The sequence below is a fragment of the Sulfuricurvum sp. genome (assembly GCF_036279695.1).
Classification (GTDB): Bacteria; Campylobacterota; Campylobacteria; order Campylobacterales; family Sulfurimonadaceae; genus Sulfuricurvum.
Genome location: NZ_DASUIQ010000028.1, coordinates 1 through 16,067, shown reverse-complemented (window position 1 = coordinate 16,067; position 16,067 = coordinate 1). Strand labels below are relative to the sequence as shown.

The 16,067-nt window shown below is 45.3% G+C and carries 17 protein-coding genes; 8 read left to right on the top strand and 9 right to left on the bottom strand.

What is annotated here, in order from left to right:
• On the top strand, positions 1 to 420 hold a 420-nt coding region (locus VFW36_RS03335; protein ID WP_329657392.1), incomplete at its 5' end, for a YitT family protein.
• Between the two features lie 165 nt (positions 421 to 585).
• On the opposite strand, the gene VFW36_RS03330 is transcribed toward VFW36_RS03335, so the two are convergent.
• Genes VFW36_RS03330 through VFW36_RS03315 form a run of 4 tightly spaced genes read right to left on the bottom strand, consistent with a single transcriptional unit; the run spans position 586 to position 4,533 of the window.
• A complete protein-coding gene (locus VFW36_RS03330) occupies positions 586 to 2,055 on the bottom strand; it encodes an OprD family outer membrane porin (RefSeq protein ID WP_329657391.1) in 1,470 nt (489 codons plus the stop codon).
• A complete protein-coding gene (locus tag VFW36_RS03325; protein WP_329657390.1) occupies positions 2,055 to 3,602 on the bottom strand; it encodes an FAD-binding oxidoreductase in 1,548 nt (515 codons plus the stop codon). The genes VFW36_RS03330 and VFW36_RS03325 overlap by 1 nt, the downstream gene beginning before the upstream one ends.
• A 12-nt stretch (positions 3,603 to 3,614) precedes the next feature.
• Entirely contained in the window at positions 3,615 to 4,193 is a 579-nt protein-coding gene (locus tag VFW36_RS03320) for a twin-arginine translocation signal domain-containing protein (RefSeq protein ID WP_329657389.1), read from the bottom strand.
• Between the two features lie 10 nt (positions 4,194 to 4,203).
• Positions 4,204 to 4,533, bottom strand: a complete 330-nt coding sequence (locus VFW36_RS03315) for a cytochrome c (RefSeq protein ID WP_329657388.1) — start codon at positions 4,531 to 4,533, stop codon at positions 4,204 to 4,206.
• A gap of 149 nt (positions 4,534 to 4,682) precedes the next feature.
• Here VFW36_RS03315 and VFW36_RS03310 point away from each other — a divergent pair, with 149 nt between their 5' ends.
• From VFW36_RS03310 to VFW36_RS03280, 7 genes are all read left to right on the top strand, one after another.
• The gene (locus tag VFW36_RS03310) at positions 4,683 to 5,957 is read left to right on the top strand and encodes a sensor histidine kinase (RefSeq protein WP_329657387.1); all 1,275 of its coding nucleotides are present in this window, start codon (positions 4,683 to 4,685) and stop codon (positions 5,955 to 5,957) included.
• Complete coding sequence (locus VFW36_RS03305) at positions 5,954 to 6,718, top strand: response regulator transcription factor (RefSeq protein ID WP_329657386.1); 765 nt, start codon at positions 5,954 to 5,956, stop codon at positions 6,716 to 6,718. Before VFW36_RS03310 ends, VFW36_RS03305 begins: the two co-directional genes overlap by 4 nt.
• Before the next feature lie 76 nt (positions 6,719 to 6,794).
• Positions 6,795 to 7,244, top strand: coding sequence for a MarR family transcriptional regulator (locus VFW36_RS03300; protein WP_329657385.1), 450 nt, complete (start codon positions 6,795 to 6,797; stop codon positions 7,242 to 7,244).
• A gap of 48 nt (positions 7,245 to 7,292) precedes the next feature.
• Entirely contained in the window at positions 7,293 to 8,000 is a 708-nt protein-coding gene (locus VFW36_RS03295) for a pirin family protein (RefSeq protein ID WP_329657384.1), read from the top strand.
• A 31-nt stretch (positions 8,001 to 8,031) separates the two neighbouring features.
• Positions 8,032 to 8,604 (top strand): YceI family protein, encoded by a 573-nt coding sequence (locus VFW36_RS03290; protein WP_329657383.1) that lies wholly within the window; start codon positions 8,032 to 8,034, stop codon positions 8,602 to 8,604.
• A gap of 82 nt (positions 8,605 to 8,686) precedes the next feature.
• Complete coding sequence (gene uvrB / locus VFW36_RS03285; protein WP_329657382.1) at positions 8,687 to 10,660, top strand: excinuclease ABC subunit UvrB; 1,974 nt, start codon at positions 8,687 to 8,689, stop codon at positions 10,658 to 10,660.
• Between the two features lie 3 nt (positions 10,661 to 10,663).
• Positions 10,664 to 11,224, top strand: coding sequence for a DedA family protein (locus VFW36_RS03280; protein WP_329657381.1), 561 nt, complete (start codon positions 10,664 to 10,666; stop codon positions 11,222 to 11,224).
• Positions 11,225 to 11,294: 70 nt separating this feature from the next.
• Here the strand turns inward: VFW36_RS03280 and VFW36_RS03275 are convergent, their stop codons facing one another.
• The 5 genes from VFW36_RS03275 to VFW36_RS03255 form a co-directional block, all read right to left on the bottom strand.
• Entirely contained in the window at positions 11,295 to 13,259 is a 1,965-nt protein-coding gene (locus tag VFW36_RS03275) for a PBP1A family penicillin-binding protein (RefSeq protein ID WP_329657380.1), read from the bottom strand.
• 35 nt (positions 13,260 to 13,294) lie between these two features.
• Positions 13,295 to 13,993 carry an ATP-binding cassette domain-containing protein gene (locus VFW36_RS03270; protein WP_329657379.1) on the bottom strand — a complete coding sequence of 233 codons (699 nt, stop codon included), beginning with the start codon at positions 13,991 to 13,993 and terminating at the stop codon, positions 13,295 to 13,297.
• Between the two features lie 4 nt (positions 13,994 to 13,997).
• Positions 13,998 to 15,104 (bottom strand): aminotransferase class I/II-fold pyridoxal phosphate-dependent enzyme, encoded by a 1,107-nt coding sequence (locus VFW36_RS03265; protein ID WP_414720229.1) that lies wholly within the window; start codon positions 15,102 to 15,104, stop codon positions 13,998 to 14,000.
• Complete coding sequence (maf, locus tag VFW36_RS03260; protein ID WP_329657377.1) at positions 15,104 to 15,649, bottom strand: septum formation inhibitor Maf; 546 nt, start codon at positions 15,647 to 15,649, stop codon at positions 15,104 to 15,106. Before maf ends, VFW36_RS03265 begins: the two co-directional genes overlap by 1 nt.
• A 65-nt stretch (positions 15,650 to 15,714) precedes the next feature.
• Positions 15,715 to 16,067 (bottom strand): hypothetical protein (locus VFW36_RS03255; protein WP_329657376.1); only part of this gene is annotated, 353 nt, incomplete at its 5' end.

The window sequence follows — 16,067 nt, the reverse complement described above, 5'->3', positions numbered from 1 at the left end:
GGAGGACCTTCCATCGTTGCGAGATACATAGCGGATCGAATGCATTGGAAACAAAACAACGTCATTATAGCCTTGGATTTTATGATCGTTATCGCGGCAGGGATCGCTTTTGCTAAAGTAGAAAGTGCCCTTTTGAGTTTGATCGTTGTCTATGCAACGGCTCAAGGATTAAATACCGTCCTATCGGGCAGACCTTCCAAAAAAGTGGTTCATATCTTTTCCAAAAATGCAAAACTGTTACGTCAGCATATTATTGCGGCGTTGGGAAAAAACGAGGTCGTTTTCGAAGGAGTTAGTGAGACCGAACAGCTCCTTATCCTCATTATTGATAACACTCAGATACGTGTTGTACGGGAGATTGTCAAAGAGCATGATAAAGAAGGGTTTATGGTCGTCATCGAAGCATCTGAATTGCATTAAATTCACACACAGCATAAGCTGTGGTGTTACCCCATTGGTAAATTTTGGTAATTCGTGATTTAAGAGAGATGATATGAAGGAGAATCAACGATTAGATATCCAATGGAGCAACAACACAACTTACAGTGTTGGAAGATGAGGCGAAACGCCTCAACCTCATCATAATTAAAAAGCTAAATTGAGCGCAACACGCAAATCGGTATGATCGGTAGAAGCATTTCCAGCCGTATCGTCATTATCTACAGACAATAAAGTGACACCGCCATCAAGTCCCTTCATCCCGAAAAGTGATTTATAATCGACGGATGCTTCGATAGCATCAGTATCGTTAAATGCATTCGGCTTGTAAATTAATAATCCCTGTGTGGGACCACCAGAGTATTTTCCGTCACGACTAAAATGGAGATATTTTAGTTCTGATTTCAAACCCTCTACCCCAACCGATGCAAAGTCATATTCCGCACCGATCAAATAAGAGTTTGTCCCCCCTGTAAACGATGACGTATCGGTGTAACCGAAATGAGGTGACTGATAGCGGGCACGAACCCATGAAGGATTTCCCCCCACAGGTGCAACAAATCCGCCGCGAGCAGCGTTCTCGTCTTCCCCTTTGGTGTTAGCATACGCTAAAGTAACGGTAGCGCCTTTGTACGAACCGCCGATTTTAGCTTCGGTATGCTCCGCATCGATATTTTTGATGTTAAGGGCAATCAAAGCCGGATCGATATGTTTATCCAACGTCTCTTTCGTCCCGCCGATTGCACTTTGGGTCGCCCACTGTGCACCGGCAAATACGCCGACATCACCCACTTTGGTGCTGTAATCGATCTGCAAATGAGGCATATCCATGATGTCCCAGACTCGCGTGAACCATCCTTGCAGCACCACTCCCGGAATTCCGGTATAGATACCTCCGACAACGCTCGCTCCGGCATTATCTTTTTCGGTAGATAGAAGCCCGTCTCCATCCGCCAATCCTTGGAACGCAGAAGCACGTGAGATACTCACAAAATCAGAGGCTTTGATACCCGATGACGATCCTGCAAAACTGTTGCTTTGGATCATGTCCGGTCCGCTCATTTTAGAGGCATGTGCTGCGATCAACGTGGTATTCGGAATATTCACATTGACGATTTGCAGCGCTTCAAAGGTATTCGGTACGACATAAATATCGTGTGATGAAGCAGAGGGCGCATCAATCTGCATACGTCCGACTTGTACAAAGGTTTTACCGAATGCCGCTTTCAGATACGCTTCACCTAATACCGCGTAACTCTCAGCAAGTGTTCCGTATACGCTATTCGTATTCGTCCCGCCGATTTGAGTATTTTGGAAATAGATCGAATCCACTTTATTCGCGTTATCGGAGTTCAATCCCATACCGCTTACTGAGTACAACGACGCTTTAGCCTGAACTCCATACAGCGGTGCCGTTTCATAGGAGAGTCTAAATCCTGCAGCCGCAGCATAACGGTCTTCAAATGCACCGTTCGACTCAAAATCAGAATGCGTATAAAGAGCGCGCACTCCACCGGTAAATTTCCCCTCGCTCAAAGCAGAAGATAGATTATCGGCTGCAAATGAAGCGGAACTCATGAGGAGCAAAGCTCCTGCTAAACTTAAACGGGTACCCATTAATAAATCCCCGACTTACCGGGAGCAAGAATCCCTTTAGGATCAAGTGCCCGTTTGATTTTTTGGAATACACTACGGATTTCAGGTCCGTACGTTTCAGCAACCAGATCCATAAATCCGCTGCTTGTACGGTATACACCATATCCTTGTGCTGCAAACTCATGTACCAATTCGGCATAACAATCGTGTGCCCGTTTCATCTCTTCCGGATCATTTCGGTTGTACAACAAATCGATAATATGGTGCATATCGCGCCATCCGACGATGAACTCAGCCACATAATCGAATCCGTATTTGTTCATAATCTTTTTAGCCAAAGCCGATTGGTTCAGAGTATGTTTTCCTTCCGCAGGAGAAACCGGTGCGAACCACATACTTCCTCCGCCGCCTCTCCAGTTGTAGAGACCAAATTCTTGGAGCGTCATGTATCCTCGCATCAAGTCTGCACGATATTTAAATACCGGATCGTTACCCATCTCTTTCGAAGTCAAAAATTTATGGTTTTTAAAGTTCGCATTGACAACCGACTGGATAATATTCCAGTTTAATTCATTGCCCTCAGGGGTACCATAAAGACCTGCATAAACGTTCCACGATCCCATTCCGGTATCTTTTTTGATTTTTTCGATTTCAGCTTCAGTAATAGCACGGTTTCCGTCTACATAATCGGCACGACTGACAACGCCCGCGGCTTCATAAAGTGTACTAGCGATCGTAAACGCATTCGGAATGATATTCGCGATACGCAATGGACGAAGGACTTCAACGATTTTTTCGACTTCTTCTACTGTATCCAATGTAATACAGAAAGGTTTGAACGCCGGTGGTTCAGGCATAAGCCACATACCCATTTGGACACAGATACCATAGTTACTTTGGGTAAAGATACCATCCAGTGACGGTCCATATCCCCATTTGAATACCGTTGAACTGGTTGAGCCTTTGATTCCGCCCATACCGGTTTTGAATGAAGAACCATCCGCAAGGACGATTTCCATACCGCATTGCATCATGAAGTGCTCACCGTATGGGGTATAACCTACACCGCGGTCCATTGTATTCCCGACCGGACTTGCGATCGCACTCGGTGCCGGACAAGAGAGCCAGAGTTTATACCCTTTTTCATGGATATAATCGAAGAGTTGCTGATACGTAACCCCAGGTTCAAGAACCGCATAACATAGGTCAGGATTAACCTCGATGATTTTATTCATTTTATGAAGATCCAGAATTACCGTACCTCGTTGAGCCGGTGCCGCCGTGCCGTAACCCATATTTTTGCCCGTCGAGAACGTCCAAATCGGAATCACGTATTTGTTACATACTTTTACGATTGCAATAACCTGTTCTTTGGTGGATGCTTGGAGAGCCAAGGAAGGCATATGCTCTTCGATCGGAACCGCCATCATGATCTTTTTATACGGAACCATCTCCTCATCACCGATGAGAACATTCTCCTCACCTAAGATTTTTACAAACTCTTTAATCGCCTTGTTCATCGTTTCGAGAGAAACGTTTTTAGGCATTGCGGTCAATTTTTTAGCCATTTAATACTCCTTTTATGCTTTTAGTACGAAAGATACAAACGCATTTTTCGCCGTGTGATCGGATGCAAAGTTGGTCTGTTTTTCCATTGCGCGTGTGTTATGTGTACCGATAGTGTGGTATGCCGAAACAGCAATACCGTATCTGTCAGCATTCACTTGAGCAAACTCGTCAAATGCTTTCTTGACTGACATATGTGAAAATGTATTTTCTGTGTGCTGAATCCCTGAGTTTAAAGGGGTATGCGCAATTTCAGAGATAAATTTTGCATTAGTGGCAATTGCTACATGACTCAAGATAGCATAATCACTCGGGGCTAACAACCCACAAAATAGCGTCCCTTTATTCTTCTCCATTACAGCAGACAATGTACGCATATTCTCAAGTTTGTCAGAACCGAGTAAAATCAGATCATCGACCTTGTTCGCATTGGACAAAGCACTTTTATATCCCGTCTCATTTGCCGATTCAGACACGATTGCAATCACTTTGTGCTCATCACTATCGCTTAATCCTGCCGCAGAAAGCGGTGAATAGAGTGCCGCTGTCGCTGCCACAAGTGCAGAATTTTTTAAAAAATCTCTACGAACCATAACGGACTCCTTATTTAACGGATGGGTCTGTGATCGTACCATTGGCCAGTTTGGTTGCCAAATCTCTCAATACCGCATCATCAATTTCTGATTTTCTAAAAGCAGGCATAGCATTACTACCGTGTCTAACCGTTTGAAAAATCCCCTCAGCCCGTAACTTAACCCCTTCTGCATCATCCATTTTGGTATAAATAGTATGGGGGGCAGTTTTGAGGGAATGACAGTGAAAACACACTTTTTGAAATGCTTGTTCTCCGTTTTTGAATGCAAAATTCTGACCCAACTCCACCGCGAACATGGAAGTAGCGACAAAGAATAGACCAACAGCCAGCTTTTTCATTTAAACTCCTTGATTAGTTTGAACACAGCAAATATAAAACAAAAAAATCGCATAAAAATCGCATAATATTTTTTTATATGTTTTAGATATTTTCGACGATAACTAAGGTAGAATGCTGAAATTTCAGTGTTCAAAACCAAGGAAAATAATTGCTAAGATGGATAGAAATTTCAAATGAAAACAGAGCGAAACTCCAAGCATTAGGATTCGCAATCGTCGGCGTTATCGGGGTTGCAATCGTAGATCGGGTTTCAATCCGTTTGATCACTCCTGACAATAATGAGTTCGGGGTACCTTTTTTCATCGGTGTGATCTTTTTTATACTGAGTGCGATTTTTTTATACACTCTGCTCAGACGTACCGCTCGAATTGCCGAAGATGCACTTAAAAAACTCGCACAAGAAAAAGAGAATCTGCAACGCTTCAATTTCGCCCTCGATAACAGCGCCGATGCGATCTATTGGTTCACTTTCGATACCCACTTTTTTTATGTCAATGATGCCGCATGTACGATGTTGGGATATACCAAAGAAGAACTTTTAACGATGAAACTCAATGAGATCGATCCCGATTACACCAAAAATACCCAAGATTTTTTACTGCAAATACGGGATAAACAGTACATCTGCTTTGAAAGTCAACAAATACGGAAAGATGGAAGTACGTTTCCCGTTTCAGTCACCGCTAGCTACTTTTGTGACGCGTCAAAAGAGTTTATATGTGCTTTCGGACGTGACATTACCGAGCAAAAGGGGCGTCGAAAACTCATCACCGCACAGAATGAAGCCTTGAAAAGTTCCCTACAGGACAAAGAAGTATTAATCAAAGAGATCCATCACCGCGTCAAAAATAATCTGGAAGTGATCTCATCGCTGCTTCAGATGCAAAATCGCCGAGAGACCAATGACCAAATCAAAGATGCCCTCTCAAAAAGCCAAAGTCGTATTTACGCTATTGCTTTGGTTCATGAAATGCTCTATCAAAACAACGATTTGGCTACCATCAATATGAAATCACACCTTGAGCGCCTATCCTCGGCAATGATCGATCTGTATGCGCAAAATAAAGATATATCGGTAAACCTCAGAGCTGATGATATCTATTTGAGCATGGATTATGCGATTCTCATTGCTTTGATCGTTCACGAGCTTTTTTTGAACTCCATCAAACACGCATTTGTTCATACACATCACGGAGAGATTGATATTTTTATACGAAATGCCCCCAACGGCGCTATCGAATTTGGGGTAAACGACAACGGTATAGGGATTGATTCCGATGCCGTCAAAGCATCAACCTCATTGGGATGCGAACTCATTAACACCATTACCGAATTTCAGCTTAACGGAGAGATAGTAACCGATTCGACGAACGGTTTTAACTGCACCATTACCTTCGTACCCAAAGAGAAAGAGAACCAATGAAAACAAAAATTTTAATCGTCGAAGATGAAAGCATCATCGCGTTAAACATAAAAGAGATCCTCACCAATTTCGGCTATGAAATTTCCGGTATCGCCCCTAACGGAGAAAAAGCGCTTCTTCTTGCATCGACGAAATCACCCGATTTGGTATTGATGGACATCACCCTTCAAAACCGAGAAGACGGCATTGGCGTTGCCGAACAAATATCGAAAATATGCACTGTTCCCATTATATTTCTAACGGCAAACGACAAAAATAAAACCATCGATCGGGCTATCAATATCAAGCCCTATGGCTATATTCTCAAACCTTTTAAAGAAATAGAGTTAAAAACAACCATAGAAATTGCGTTAAAAAAGTTTGCCGAAAATCAAAAATTAACGTCGAAAATCATAGAAATCAAATCGGAAAATGTCTCTTTACAAAGTAAAATCAATATAGATGAGCAGAAAAAACAACGTTTTATCAAACTCTCTCATGGCTATATCTATGACAATGAAAACTTCGTTCTCTTATTCAACGGAGAAGCGTTTGAACTCAATGACAAAGAGAATAAACTTCTAAAACTGCTCATTAAAAATATCGGAAGAGTCGTTTCGGTAGAGCAGATTGAAGATTTTGTTTGGGATGGAGAACTCGTAGGAGAAGGAGCCCTTCGATCGCTGATGTTTAGAATACGCCAAAAATTGCCGAAAGACTTTATCACGTGCCATTCTAAAATCGGATACAAGATTTTACCGCTTCAAAATAGCGACGTATAACCTCTTAATCGAAAAGGCTTGACAATATTACTAATTAGTAATAATATTTCTCTATCCTAATCCTCGGAGGTTCATTATGAAACGTGCACGAAGCTACGGCACGCATGAAGACATCGTTCTACGCGCCCATATTGAACTTTCGCGTTCCCTTACCAAGATTAGAGCCAAAGAGACCTCATGGCTAGGTGATCGCGATCTGACATTGCCCCAGTTTGGGATTTTGGAATCACTCTACCATTTAGGGAGGCTCACGGTCGGTCAGATTACGACTCTTACCCTCAGCACCCCCGGAAATATCACCGTTGTGATAAAAAACCTCCAATCCAAAGGGCTGATTAATGCCAAACCCTCCGAAGAGGATCGGCGAATAAAAATCTTGGAAATCACCGAAAAAGGATCATCCATCATCCAATCGATCTTTCCGTCTCATGTCGAAAATCTCAGCGGATGGTATGACAGCGCGCTGAGCGAAGACGAAATCAAAACCCTTTCTCATTTGCTTCGCAAACTCGAAAAGGCACAATAAAAAAATTTAACCATATAGTACTAATTAGTATTACTAAAAGGAGATACCATGTCACTACTACTCCATCGCTCTGCACAGCGCGGCATCGCCGAGCACGGTTGGCTTCATAGCCGCTTTAGTTTTTCGTTTGCCGAATATCATAACCCCTCTCGGATGGGATTCGGAGCATTGCGTGTGATCAACGATGACATTGTCGAAGCGGGCAACGGGTTTGGAATGCATCCTCACAAAAATATGGAGATCGTCTCGATCGTAACCAAAGGTTCACTGGAACATCGAGACTCAGAGGGGAACCACGGGATCATTCACGCAGGAGAAATACAGTATATGAGTGCGGGGAGCGGTGTTTTCCACTCCGAACATGCTACGGCAGATTCCGATGCCGCTCTTTTTCAAATCTGGATACACCCTTATGAAAATGGCGGCGCACCTCGCTACGAACAACGCAGTTTTATCCATCACGACCAACAAAATCAATGGCTAACCCTCATTAGCGCAGATGGAGCGGATGATTCGATTGTGATTAAACAAGATGCCGCTATTCATTCGGTCGAGGTGACTGAGGGAACTGCCATAGCAATACCGAACGTCACATCGGGACACGGTCGATTGATCTTTGTTATCGAAGGAAAGGTAGAGATCAATACACATATTCTCGAAGCGAGAGATGAGATACAAATCACCGATCAGGAGGAATATACCCTTTTAGCACACAGCGAGTCTAAGGTTTTATTATTTGACGTGCCGATGCACTAACACCATCTAAATTATATACAAAGGATCCATTATGAAAAAAACTATCTCTACTATCGCAATTTTCGGACTGCTCAGCACTGCATCACTCTATGCGGGAACCTATTCGATCGATACAAGCCATTCCAATGTCGGCTTTAAAGTCAAACACATGATGATCTCCGAAGTTTCGGGAAAATTCGATACGTTTAACGGATCATTCGAATACGATGAAAAGAGCAAAACGCTTAAAACGTTAAACGGAAAAGTCGATGTTAATTCGATCAATACCGCCAATACAAAACGAGATGACCATCTCAAAGCACCCGATTTGTTTGATGTCCAAAAATATCCAACCATCACATTTGCTCTCGATAAAGTCAAAGGAGACAAAGCGTACGGAAAACTCACGATGCACGGTGTGACAAAAAATATCATTCTCGATCTTGAAAATAACGGTGTCATCAAAGATCCGTGGGGAAATACCCGTGTCGGCCTAGGCTTGAGCGGAAAACTTAACCGCAAAGATTACGGCATTACATGGAATATGGCGCTCGAAGCCGGCGGTGTCGCAGTAGGAGATGTGATTAAACTCGACGTTCAGCTCGAAGGGATTTTGGCTCAATAGAACCCTTTGTCTAATAAGTATTATGCGTCTTTAACATTGGATAATCCGCTATAATTTCACATTCTATTTTTAGGGTCATTCATTGCCGATTTTTAAAGTCCATACCCCTTATCAACCTGCCGGTGATCAGCCCGTTGCCATCGATGCTCTCGCATCGGGTATTAAAAACGGCGAACGCTATGTTTCCCTTGAGGGGGTAACGGGTAGCGGTAAAACCTACACGATGGCGAAGGTGATCGAGAGCGTTCAGCTCCCCACCATTATCATGACCCATAACAAAACTCTCGCGGCACAGCTTTACAGCGAGTTTAAAAGCTTCTTCCCCGAAAACCATGTCGAGTATTTCATCAGCTACTACGACTATTATCAGCCCGAAGCGTACATCCCACGCCAAGATTTGTTTATCGAAAAAGACAGCTCCATCAACGATGAGTTGGAACGTCTTCGCCTCTCAGCCACCGCAAACCTCCTCAGCTACGATGATGTTATCGTGGTCGCTTCCGTCTCCGCAAACTACGGTCTCGGTGATCCTGAAGAGTATGAGAAGATGGTGCAGGTGATCGCCGTAGGGGATGAGATCAACCAAAAAAAGCTCCTCCTTCGCCTCGTCGAGATGGGATACGCCCGTAACGACACCTATTTCGACGGCGGTCACTTTCGGGTGAACGGCGAAGTGGTCGATATTTATCCACCGTACTGGCAAGATCAGGCTCTAAGGATCGAGTTTTTCGGGGATGAAGTGGAACGCATGACGTTTTTTGAACCGCTGAGTAATACCATGACCGAAAAACAAGAGTGTGTCACCATCTATGCCACCAGCCAGTTTGCCGTCGGACAGGAGAAACTATCCCGCGCCATCAAGCGGATCGAGGACGAGTTGGGCGAACGGCTGGCTGAACTCGATAAACAAGGTAAAATCGTCGAAGCGCAACGCCTCAAACAGCGATGCGAATTTGATCTCGAAATGTTGCAGGCGACGGGGATGTGCAAGGGGATCGAAAACTATTCCCGCCATCTCACCGATAAACTCCCCGGTGAAGCCCCTTATACCCTGCTCGACTATTTCACCCTCCATCACGATAAATTTCTCATCATCGTCGATGAGAGCCATGTGAGTTTGCCGCAATTTCGCGGTATGTTTGCGGGGGATAGAAGCCGTAAAGAGGTACTCGTCGATTACGGATTCCGTCTCCCGAGTGCCCTCGATAACCGTCCCCTTATGATCGATGAGTTTATGAACAAAGCGCCTCATTATATGTTCGTCTCCGCTACCCCTGCCGCGCAAGAGATCGAGATCAGTACCACCATCGCCCATCAGATCATCCGACCTACGGGTCTACTCGATCCGATCATCACGATCAAACCGAGTGAAAATCAGGTCGAAGATCTGCACGATGAGATCAAAAAAACGGTCTCACTTGGGGATCGTGTTCTCGTCACCGTCCTCACTAAAAAAATGGCGGAAGCGCTGACCAAATACCTCGCCGATTTGGGGATTAAGGTGCAGTATATGCACTCCGAGATCGACGCTATCGAGCGCAATCAGATCATCCGCGGTCTACGTGTCGGCGATTTCGACGTCCTCATCGGGATCAATCTCCTCCGTGAGGGGCTTGACCTTCCCGAAGTGAGCCTTGTCGCTATTTTGGATGCCGACAAAGAGGGGTTTCTCCGCTCCGAAACCGCCCTCATTCAAACCATCGGACGTGCCGCGCGGAATGAGCACGGACACGTTATCCTGTACGCTCAAAAAATTACCGGTTCGATGGAGCGCGCCATTGCCAAAACAACGGCACGACGTGAAACCCAAGAGGCATTTAACACCGAACACGGCATTACCCCGACGACTACCAAACGCTCACTCGATGAGAATCTCAAACTCGAAGATGTAGGTGATTTGTATAACCGCTCCAAAAAAGCGAAAACCCTCCCTGCGGCAGAGCGGAAAAAACTGATCGAAGAGTTGAACCTCAAAATGAGAGAAGCGGCCAAAAAACTCGAATTCGAAGAAGCCGCGCGACTACGCGATGAAATAGCAAAAATAAGGAAATTATGATTTATGGATGACATGCTCAACAACCTCTCGACGTACGGCTACATTGTGCTCTTTCTCTACTCTTTGGGAGGGGGATTTGTTGCCCTTTTAGGTGCCGGAGTTCTCAGTTTCATGGGGAAGATGGATCTCTCCCTCTCCATCGCTATCGCATTCGCCGCCAACTTTATCGGGGATTCTCTCCTCTTTTACATGTCTCGTTACCATAAACGGGAAATGATGGATCATTTCAAAAAACACCGTCGGAAACTCGCGTTTTCTCATCTCCTCCTCAAACGAAACGGTTCATGGATCATCGTCGTCAAAAAATTCATCTACGGACTTAAAACTCTCGTTACCCTAGCCATCGGTCTAACGAAATACGATTTTTGGAAATTCAGCGCTTATAATGCACTCGGCGCAGCGATCTGGGCAATCATTGTCGGTGGAGGAAGTTATATTTTCGGCGGAGCATTGATCAAAGCGTATGACTTGATCTCCGATAAGCCTTACCTCGCCCCGATTATGCTTGTTATCATCGGCGGGGCAACGTGGTTTTATCTCTCAACCGCCACGAAGAAGAAATAGCTATCTTGTCATACCGTACTTGATACGGTATCTAAAAAGAGATCCTGAATCACGTTCAGGATGACGAGAATCAGAATACCAATTTCTCGTCTGTTTTCGGTGTCTCTTGAGCTGTTGAATCCGGTGCTGTAGAGGTATCGGTAAACGCTTCTGTGGCATTACTATCGCCACGTGATCCCACATAGACTCCGGCAGGAACATCAAAATAACGTTTCGTATTCGGATAAATGCGTAACATATCTTCATAGTAATAACGGAAAACCGGAGCGGCGGCACGCCCCCCCGTTTCACTTCGGCGCATCGGAGTGTTATTATCATGACCGAACCATACCACTGTCTCTACAGTCGGTGAATACCCGACAAACCATGCATCGACGTTATCATTTGTTGTTCCGGTTTTACCTGCGACTTCTATCCCTCCGACGCGAGCATTGGTTCCGGTCCCGTATCCCACAACGTCTTTAAGTATCGATGTCATGAGATAAATTTGTTGAGGTGTATTGACCTGTCGGCTTTTGTTTTCATATTTGATCGTCTCCCCTGTAGGGGTAATCACTTCACGCACCAAAACCGGATTGGTCAATGCACCGCCGCTCGCAAACATCGTGTAATATTTTGCTAAATCGATCGGGGAAATAGAGATCGTACCGAGTGCAATGGAGAGATCAGGTGGGAGGTTTTCGGTGATTCCGTATCGACGAAGCCCTTCTACGATTTTTCCGAATCCCATATCACTCACCATGTTGATCGTTGCAAGGTTGCGCGAATGGGTCAGAGCGTCACGGATGGTAACCATCCCTTTATACTCATTTTTGTAGTTTTTAGGTTGCCATGTTTTCTCTTCGCCGTTATCCCCAGAGTAGGTATAAGTGCGGGCAATATCCGGAACCATGGTTGCCGGAGACATTCCACTGTCCAATGCTACCTGATACAAAAATGGCTTAAATGCCGAGCCCGGTTGCCGTTTTGCCTGTGTAACACGGTTATACGGGCTGAGGGCATAATCATACCCTCCGACCATTGCAAGGATCTCACCCGAATAAGGGTTCATACTAATCAAAGCACCGTTGAGTTGGCGTTGCATGTTTTCATCCAAATCTCCCGCTTCCTGTGCCCGTTTTAGAATCTCGTCACGACCCGATTGGAGCGCTTTGTATCCCGCTTCTTGCAATCTCATATCAATCGTGGTGTAAATTTTGTAACCGCCGCTTCGGATGTCGGGAAACGCATCGCCTAACTGACGCATTACTTCATCGATAATATAAGGACCCGAATTTTGGCTAAGGGTATCATTGTAAACTTTCGGACGCTCTCCCGTCGCTTTTTCATACGTCGCTTGATCGATCCACCCTAGTTCATACATACGCCCGATTACACGGTTTGCACGCCCCAGTGATAGCTCATAGTTTTTAGTCGGAGAATAGAAATTCGGTGCTTTAGGCAGTCCGACAAGCATCGCCATCTCTTTGAGTGTAAGCTCTTTGAGCGGTTTGCGAAAATAGCCGTCTGATGCTGTTTTGATACCGTAATATCCGTGTCCGAGATAGATTTCATTGAAATAGCGTTCTAAAATCTGCTCTTTGGAAAGTTCTTGCTCGATACGGATAGCGTACAATACCTCTTTGAATTTACGCGAGAATTTTTTCTCACGATTTAGCAGGGTGTTTTTCACCAATTGTTGGGTAATCGTACTCGCACCCTCTTTGAGTTTTCCGGCACTGACGTCTTTAATAATAGCCCGTATAACCGCATCAGGGTTCACACCCCCATGTTCAAAAAAGGTCGTATCTTCGATGGCTAAAAGAGCTTCGATAAGACGAGGCGGGATATTTTCATACGAAACATAATATCGATGTTCATCACTGAAAAGGTTAGCGATTTTATTTCCGTTACGGTCATAGACTTCGGTCGTTAAACGGGGTTGATATTTGATCAATTTTTGCGTTTCGTATTCAAAGGAGTAGATGATATACCCTAAAAAAACAACCGGAATCAAAATAGCGATTCCCAATGCTATGAGCAAATATTTTCTCATTCTCGACCTTTTTGGTACTTCTTCATAGGAGTTGATCAATTTCTAAATCCTCTGGTTTTAAATTCGGCGTTGATTAACGCTTGAGTATATTCCTCTTGTGGGTGAGCGATGACATCCCCCATAATCCCCTCTTCGATCACAGAGCCGTTGCGTACGATGCAAATATCCTCACATAGTACCGATGCAACACTCATATCGTGGGTTACAAATAACATCTTGAATCCCATCGACGCTTGCAATGTTTTTAACAATTCAATCATACCCTCTTTTGACTCAGGATCAAGCGCCGTGGTCGGTTCATCGAGCAATAAGAGTTTGGGATTTGAACCCAATGCAATCGCAACGACAACCCGTTGCAATTGCCCTCCAGAGAGCTCGGGAGGGAAGCGCTCTAGCAGTGATACATCCAACCCCAGCATCGTAAAAAGTTCTTCGCATCTCTCTTGGGAGAGAAACATCTGATCTTTTATCCGCGTGAGGGGGGAGAGCGCCGTAAACGGATTTTGAGGAACAAGTGAGAGGGTATCTCCCCTCTTCCACTCAAAATCGGATCGCATCTCTAATACACTCTCCAATGTCGGTTCCAAAAGCCCCAACAACGCTTTGAGAGTGAGTGATTTTCCGCTCCCGCTCTCTCCGACCAATGCCAATGAACGCCGAATCTCGAATGAGACATCCACCAACACTTTCTCATCATGGGTAATTCTGAGCCGGTCGATATGAATAGAGTTCATTGCGTTATTTTACCCAAATCTGTGTTAATCGCTCACACGCATCACGTAAACAATTCTCGTCAATATCGACCCGTGCGATGAGGCGCAAGATCGCTTTTTTCACCGTCGGCTGACGAATCGCACCGACATGAAATCCCGTCTCTTTTTTTAAAATTTCCTGCAGTCGCATCACTTCGCGATTATCGCCGATTTCGATAGGGACGATCAATCCGGCACACGTTATCCCCAAAACGTCATAAACGATTCTCTGACGGATAGCGATTTGTTCGCGTAACTCTAGGGCATGGCTTTGTATATACTCCAACGCATGGTGAGCACGCGCCGTATCATACAGCGAGGGTGCCGTCGCATAGATCACATTTTTGGCGCGGTTGATGAGATAGTCGCTGATATGACGTGATGAGAGGACATACGCTCCGAAACTTCCGTACGCTTTGCCCAATGTCCCCATTTTAATCATCAGCGGTGTCGGAGCTATCTCATAGTGATCGAGGGTACCCATCAAAGATTTCCCGATTACCCCGCTGCTGTGCGCTTCATCCAAAATCAAAATCGCTTCATGTGCGATGGCAAGCTCGATGATCGCTTTGGGAACAAGGTCACCCCCCATCGAGTATATCCCCTCCACGGCGACAATAACGCGTTTCCCACTAAAGCGGATCAGCTCTTTTTCCAATGCGCTTGCATCGTTATGGGGGAAAAATATCACCTCACCCTCGCACATACGAGAGCCTGCAACCCCGCTGGCATGGTACTCCTCATCCATCAAGAGCACATCCCCTTTGCGTACAAGAGCTTCGATCAGACCGATATTGGCGTTAAACCCGCTCCCCATGACGATCCCCGCTTCAAAGCCGTTGGCATCACACAGCGCCTCTTCAAACGCCGCATGGATCGGGTGGTAGCCGTTGACCAGCATCGATGCTTTCGGAGCATGATCGCTGTAGTGGGATAGGGTCTCACACGCTTTGAGATGAAGCTCCTTTTTTTCGGCCAGCCCCAAATAATCGTTCGATGCGGCATCGATCAGTGAGCTGTCTCGAATACGGCGTTCACGGTAACGGCCAGAGCGCTTCAGTGCTTTGAGTTCACTTTCGTAGGGATGGTTCATCATAAAAACGGCTTTAGTACTTCGGTACAAAGACCCATCGCGCTACTCTCAAAACCGCGTACTTCACGGATATAAGGTTTGCAAAACCCCTCCACCATACACGCGCCCGCTTTGCCTTTCCACTCACCGCTTTGCAGGTATCGCTCAACCTCTTTCGGGTCAAAAACATCGAAAAAATAGTGGGTCGAAGAGATGTCGAGGAGTTCGAGGCGTGGCGTTTTGTAAATCATACAGGTGATGATAGCGACCTCAGAGCCGCTTTGGGTCTCCAAAATAGCGCGTGCATCCGCTTCGTCTTTCGCTTTGCGCAAAATTTTTCCCTGAGCCGTTACAACCGTATCGGCGACAAGAAGAGGATAATCGGCACATCCGAATTTTTCCAAATTGACACGGTATTTTCCGAGTGTTGCTTGATAGACGAAATTTTTAGGGGTGGGGGCGATAATGGAGTCTTCATCAAAATCGAGCGACTCTTGCAAAAAGGGGATACCCGCTGCCCTTAAGAGCTCGGCGCGGGTGATCGAAGAGGAGGCTAAACGAAGCATTGGATCACTTTGTCATCCTGAACTTGATTCAGGATCTAAGATTGCGGATCAAGTCCGCAATGACGTTAATACGCATTTCGGAGTACCACACCGATAAAGATTGCGGTTACGCCGAGGACGATATTCACAGGAACCATATATTTGGCGATCAGAGCGAGCATCTCTTTGGCTTCTTCGAGATTCCCCTCTTTTAATGCCATCTCCGCACGTCGACGTCGAAACATCATCGCCGCGAGATTGACCGACATAACGAGCCAAATCGCCTCTTTGATATGGATCGTATTGTAGATGCTCATCGCGTATTCATCGATCACATTGCCGGAAGCATCCATCGCCGCCGCACGAAAACCAAGCCCGACCGCCATCAACACCGCTGTACTGATAAGGATAATAACGAATGGTGTAACGATGCTAAAAA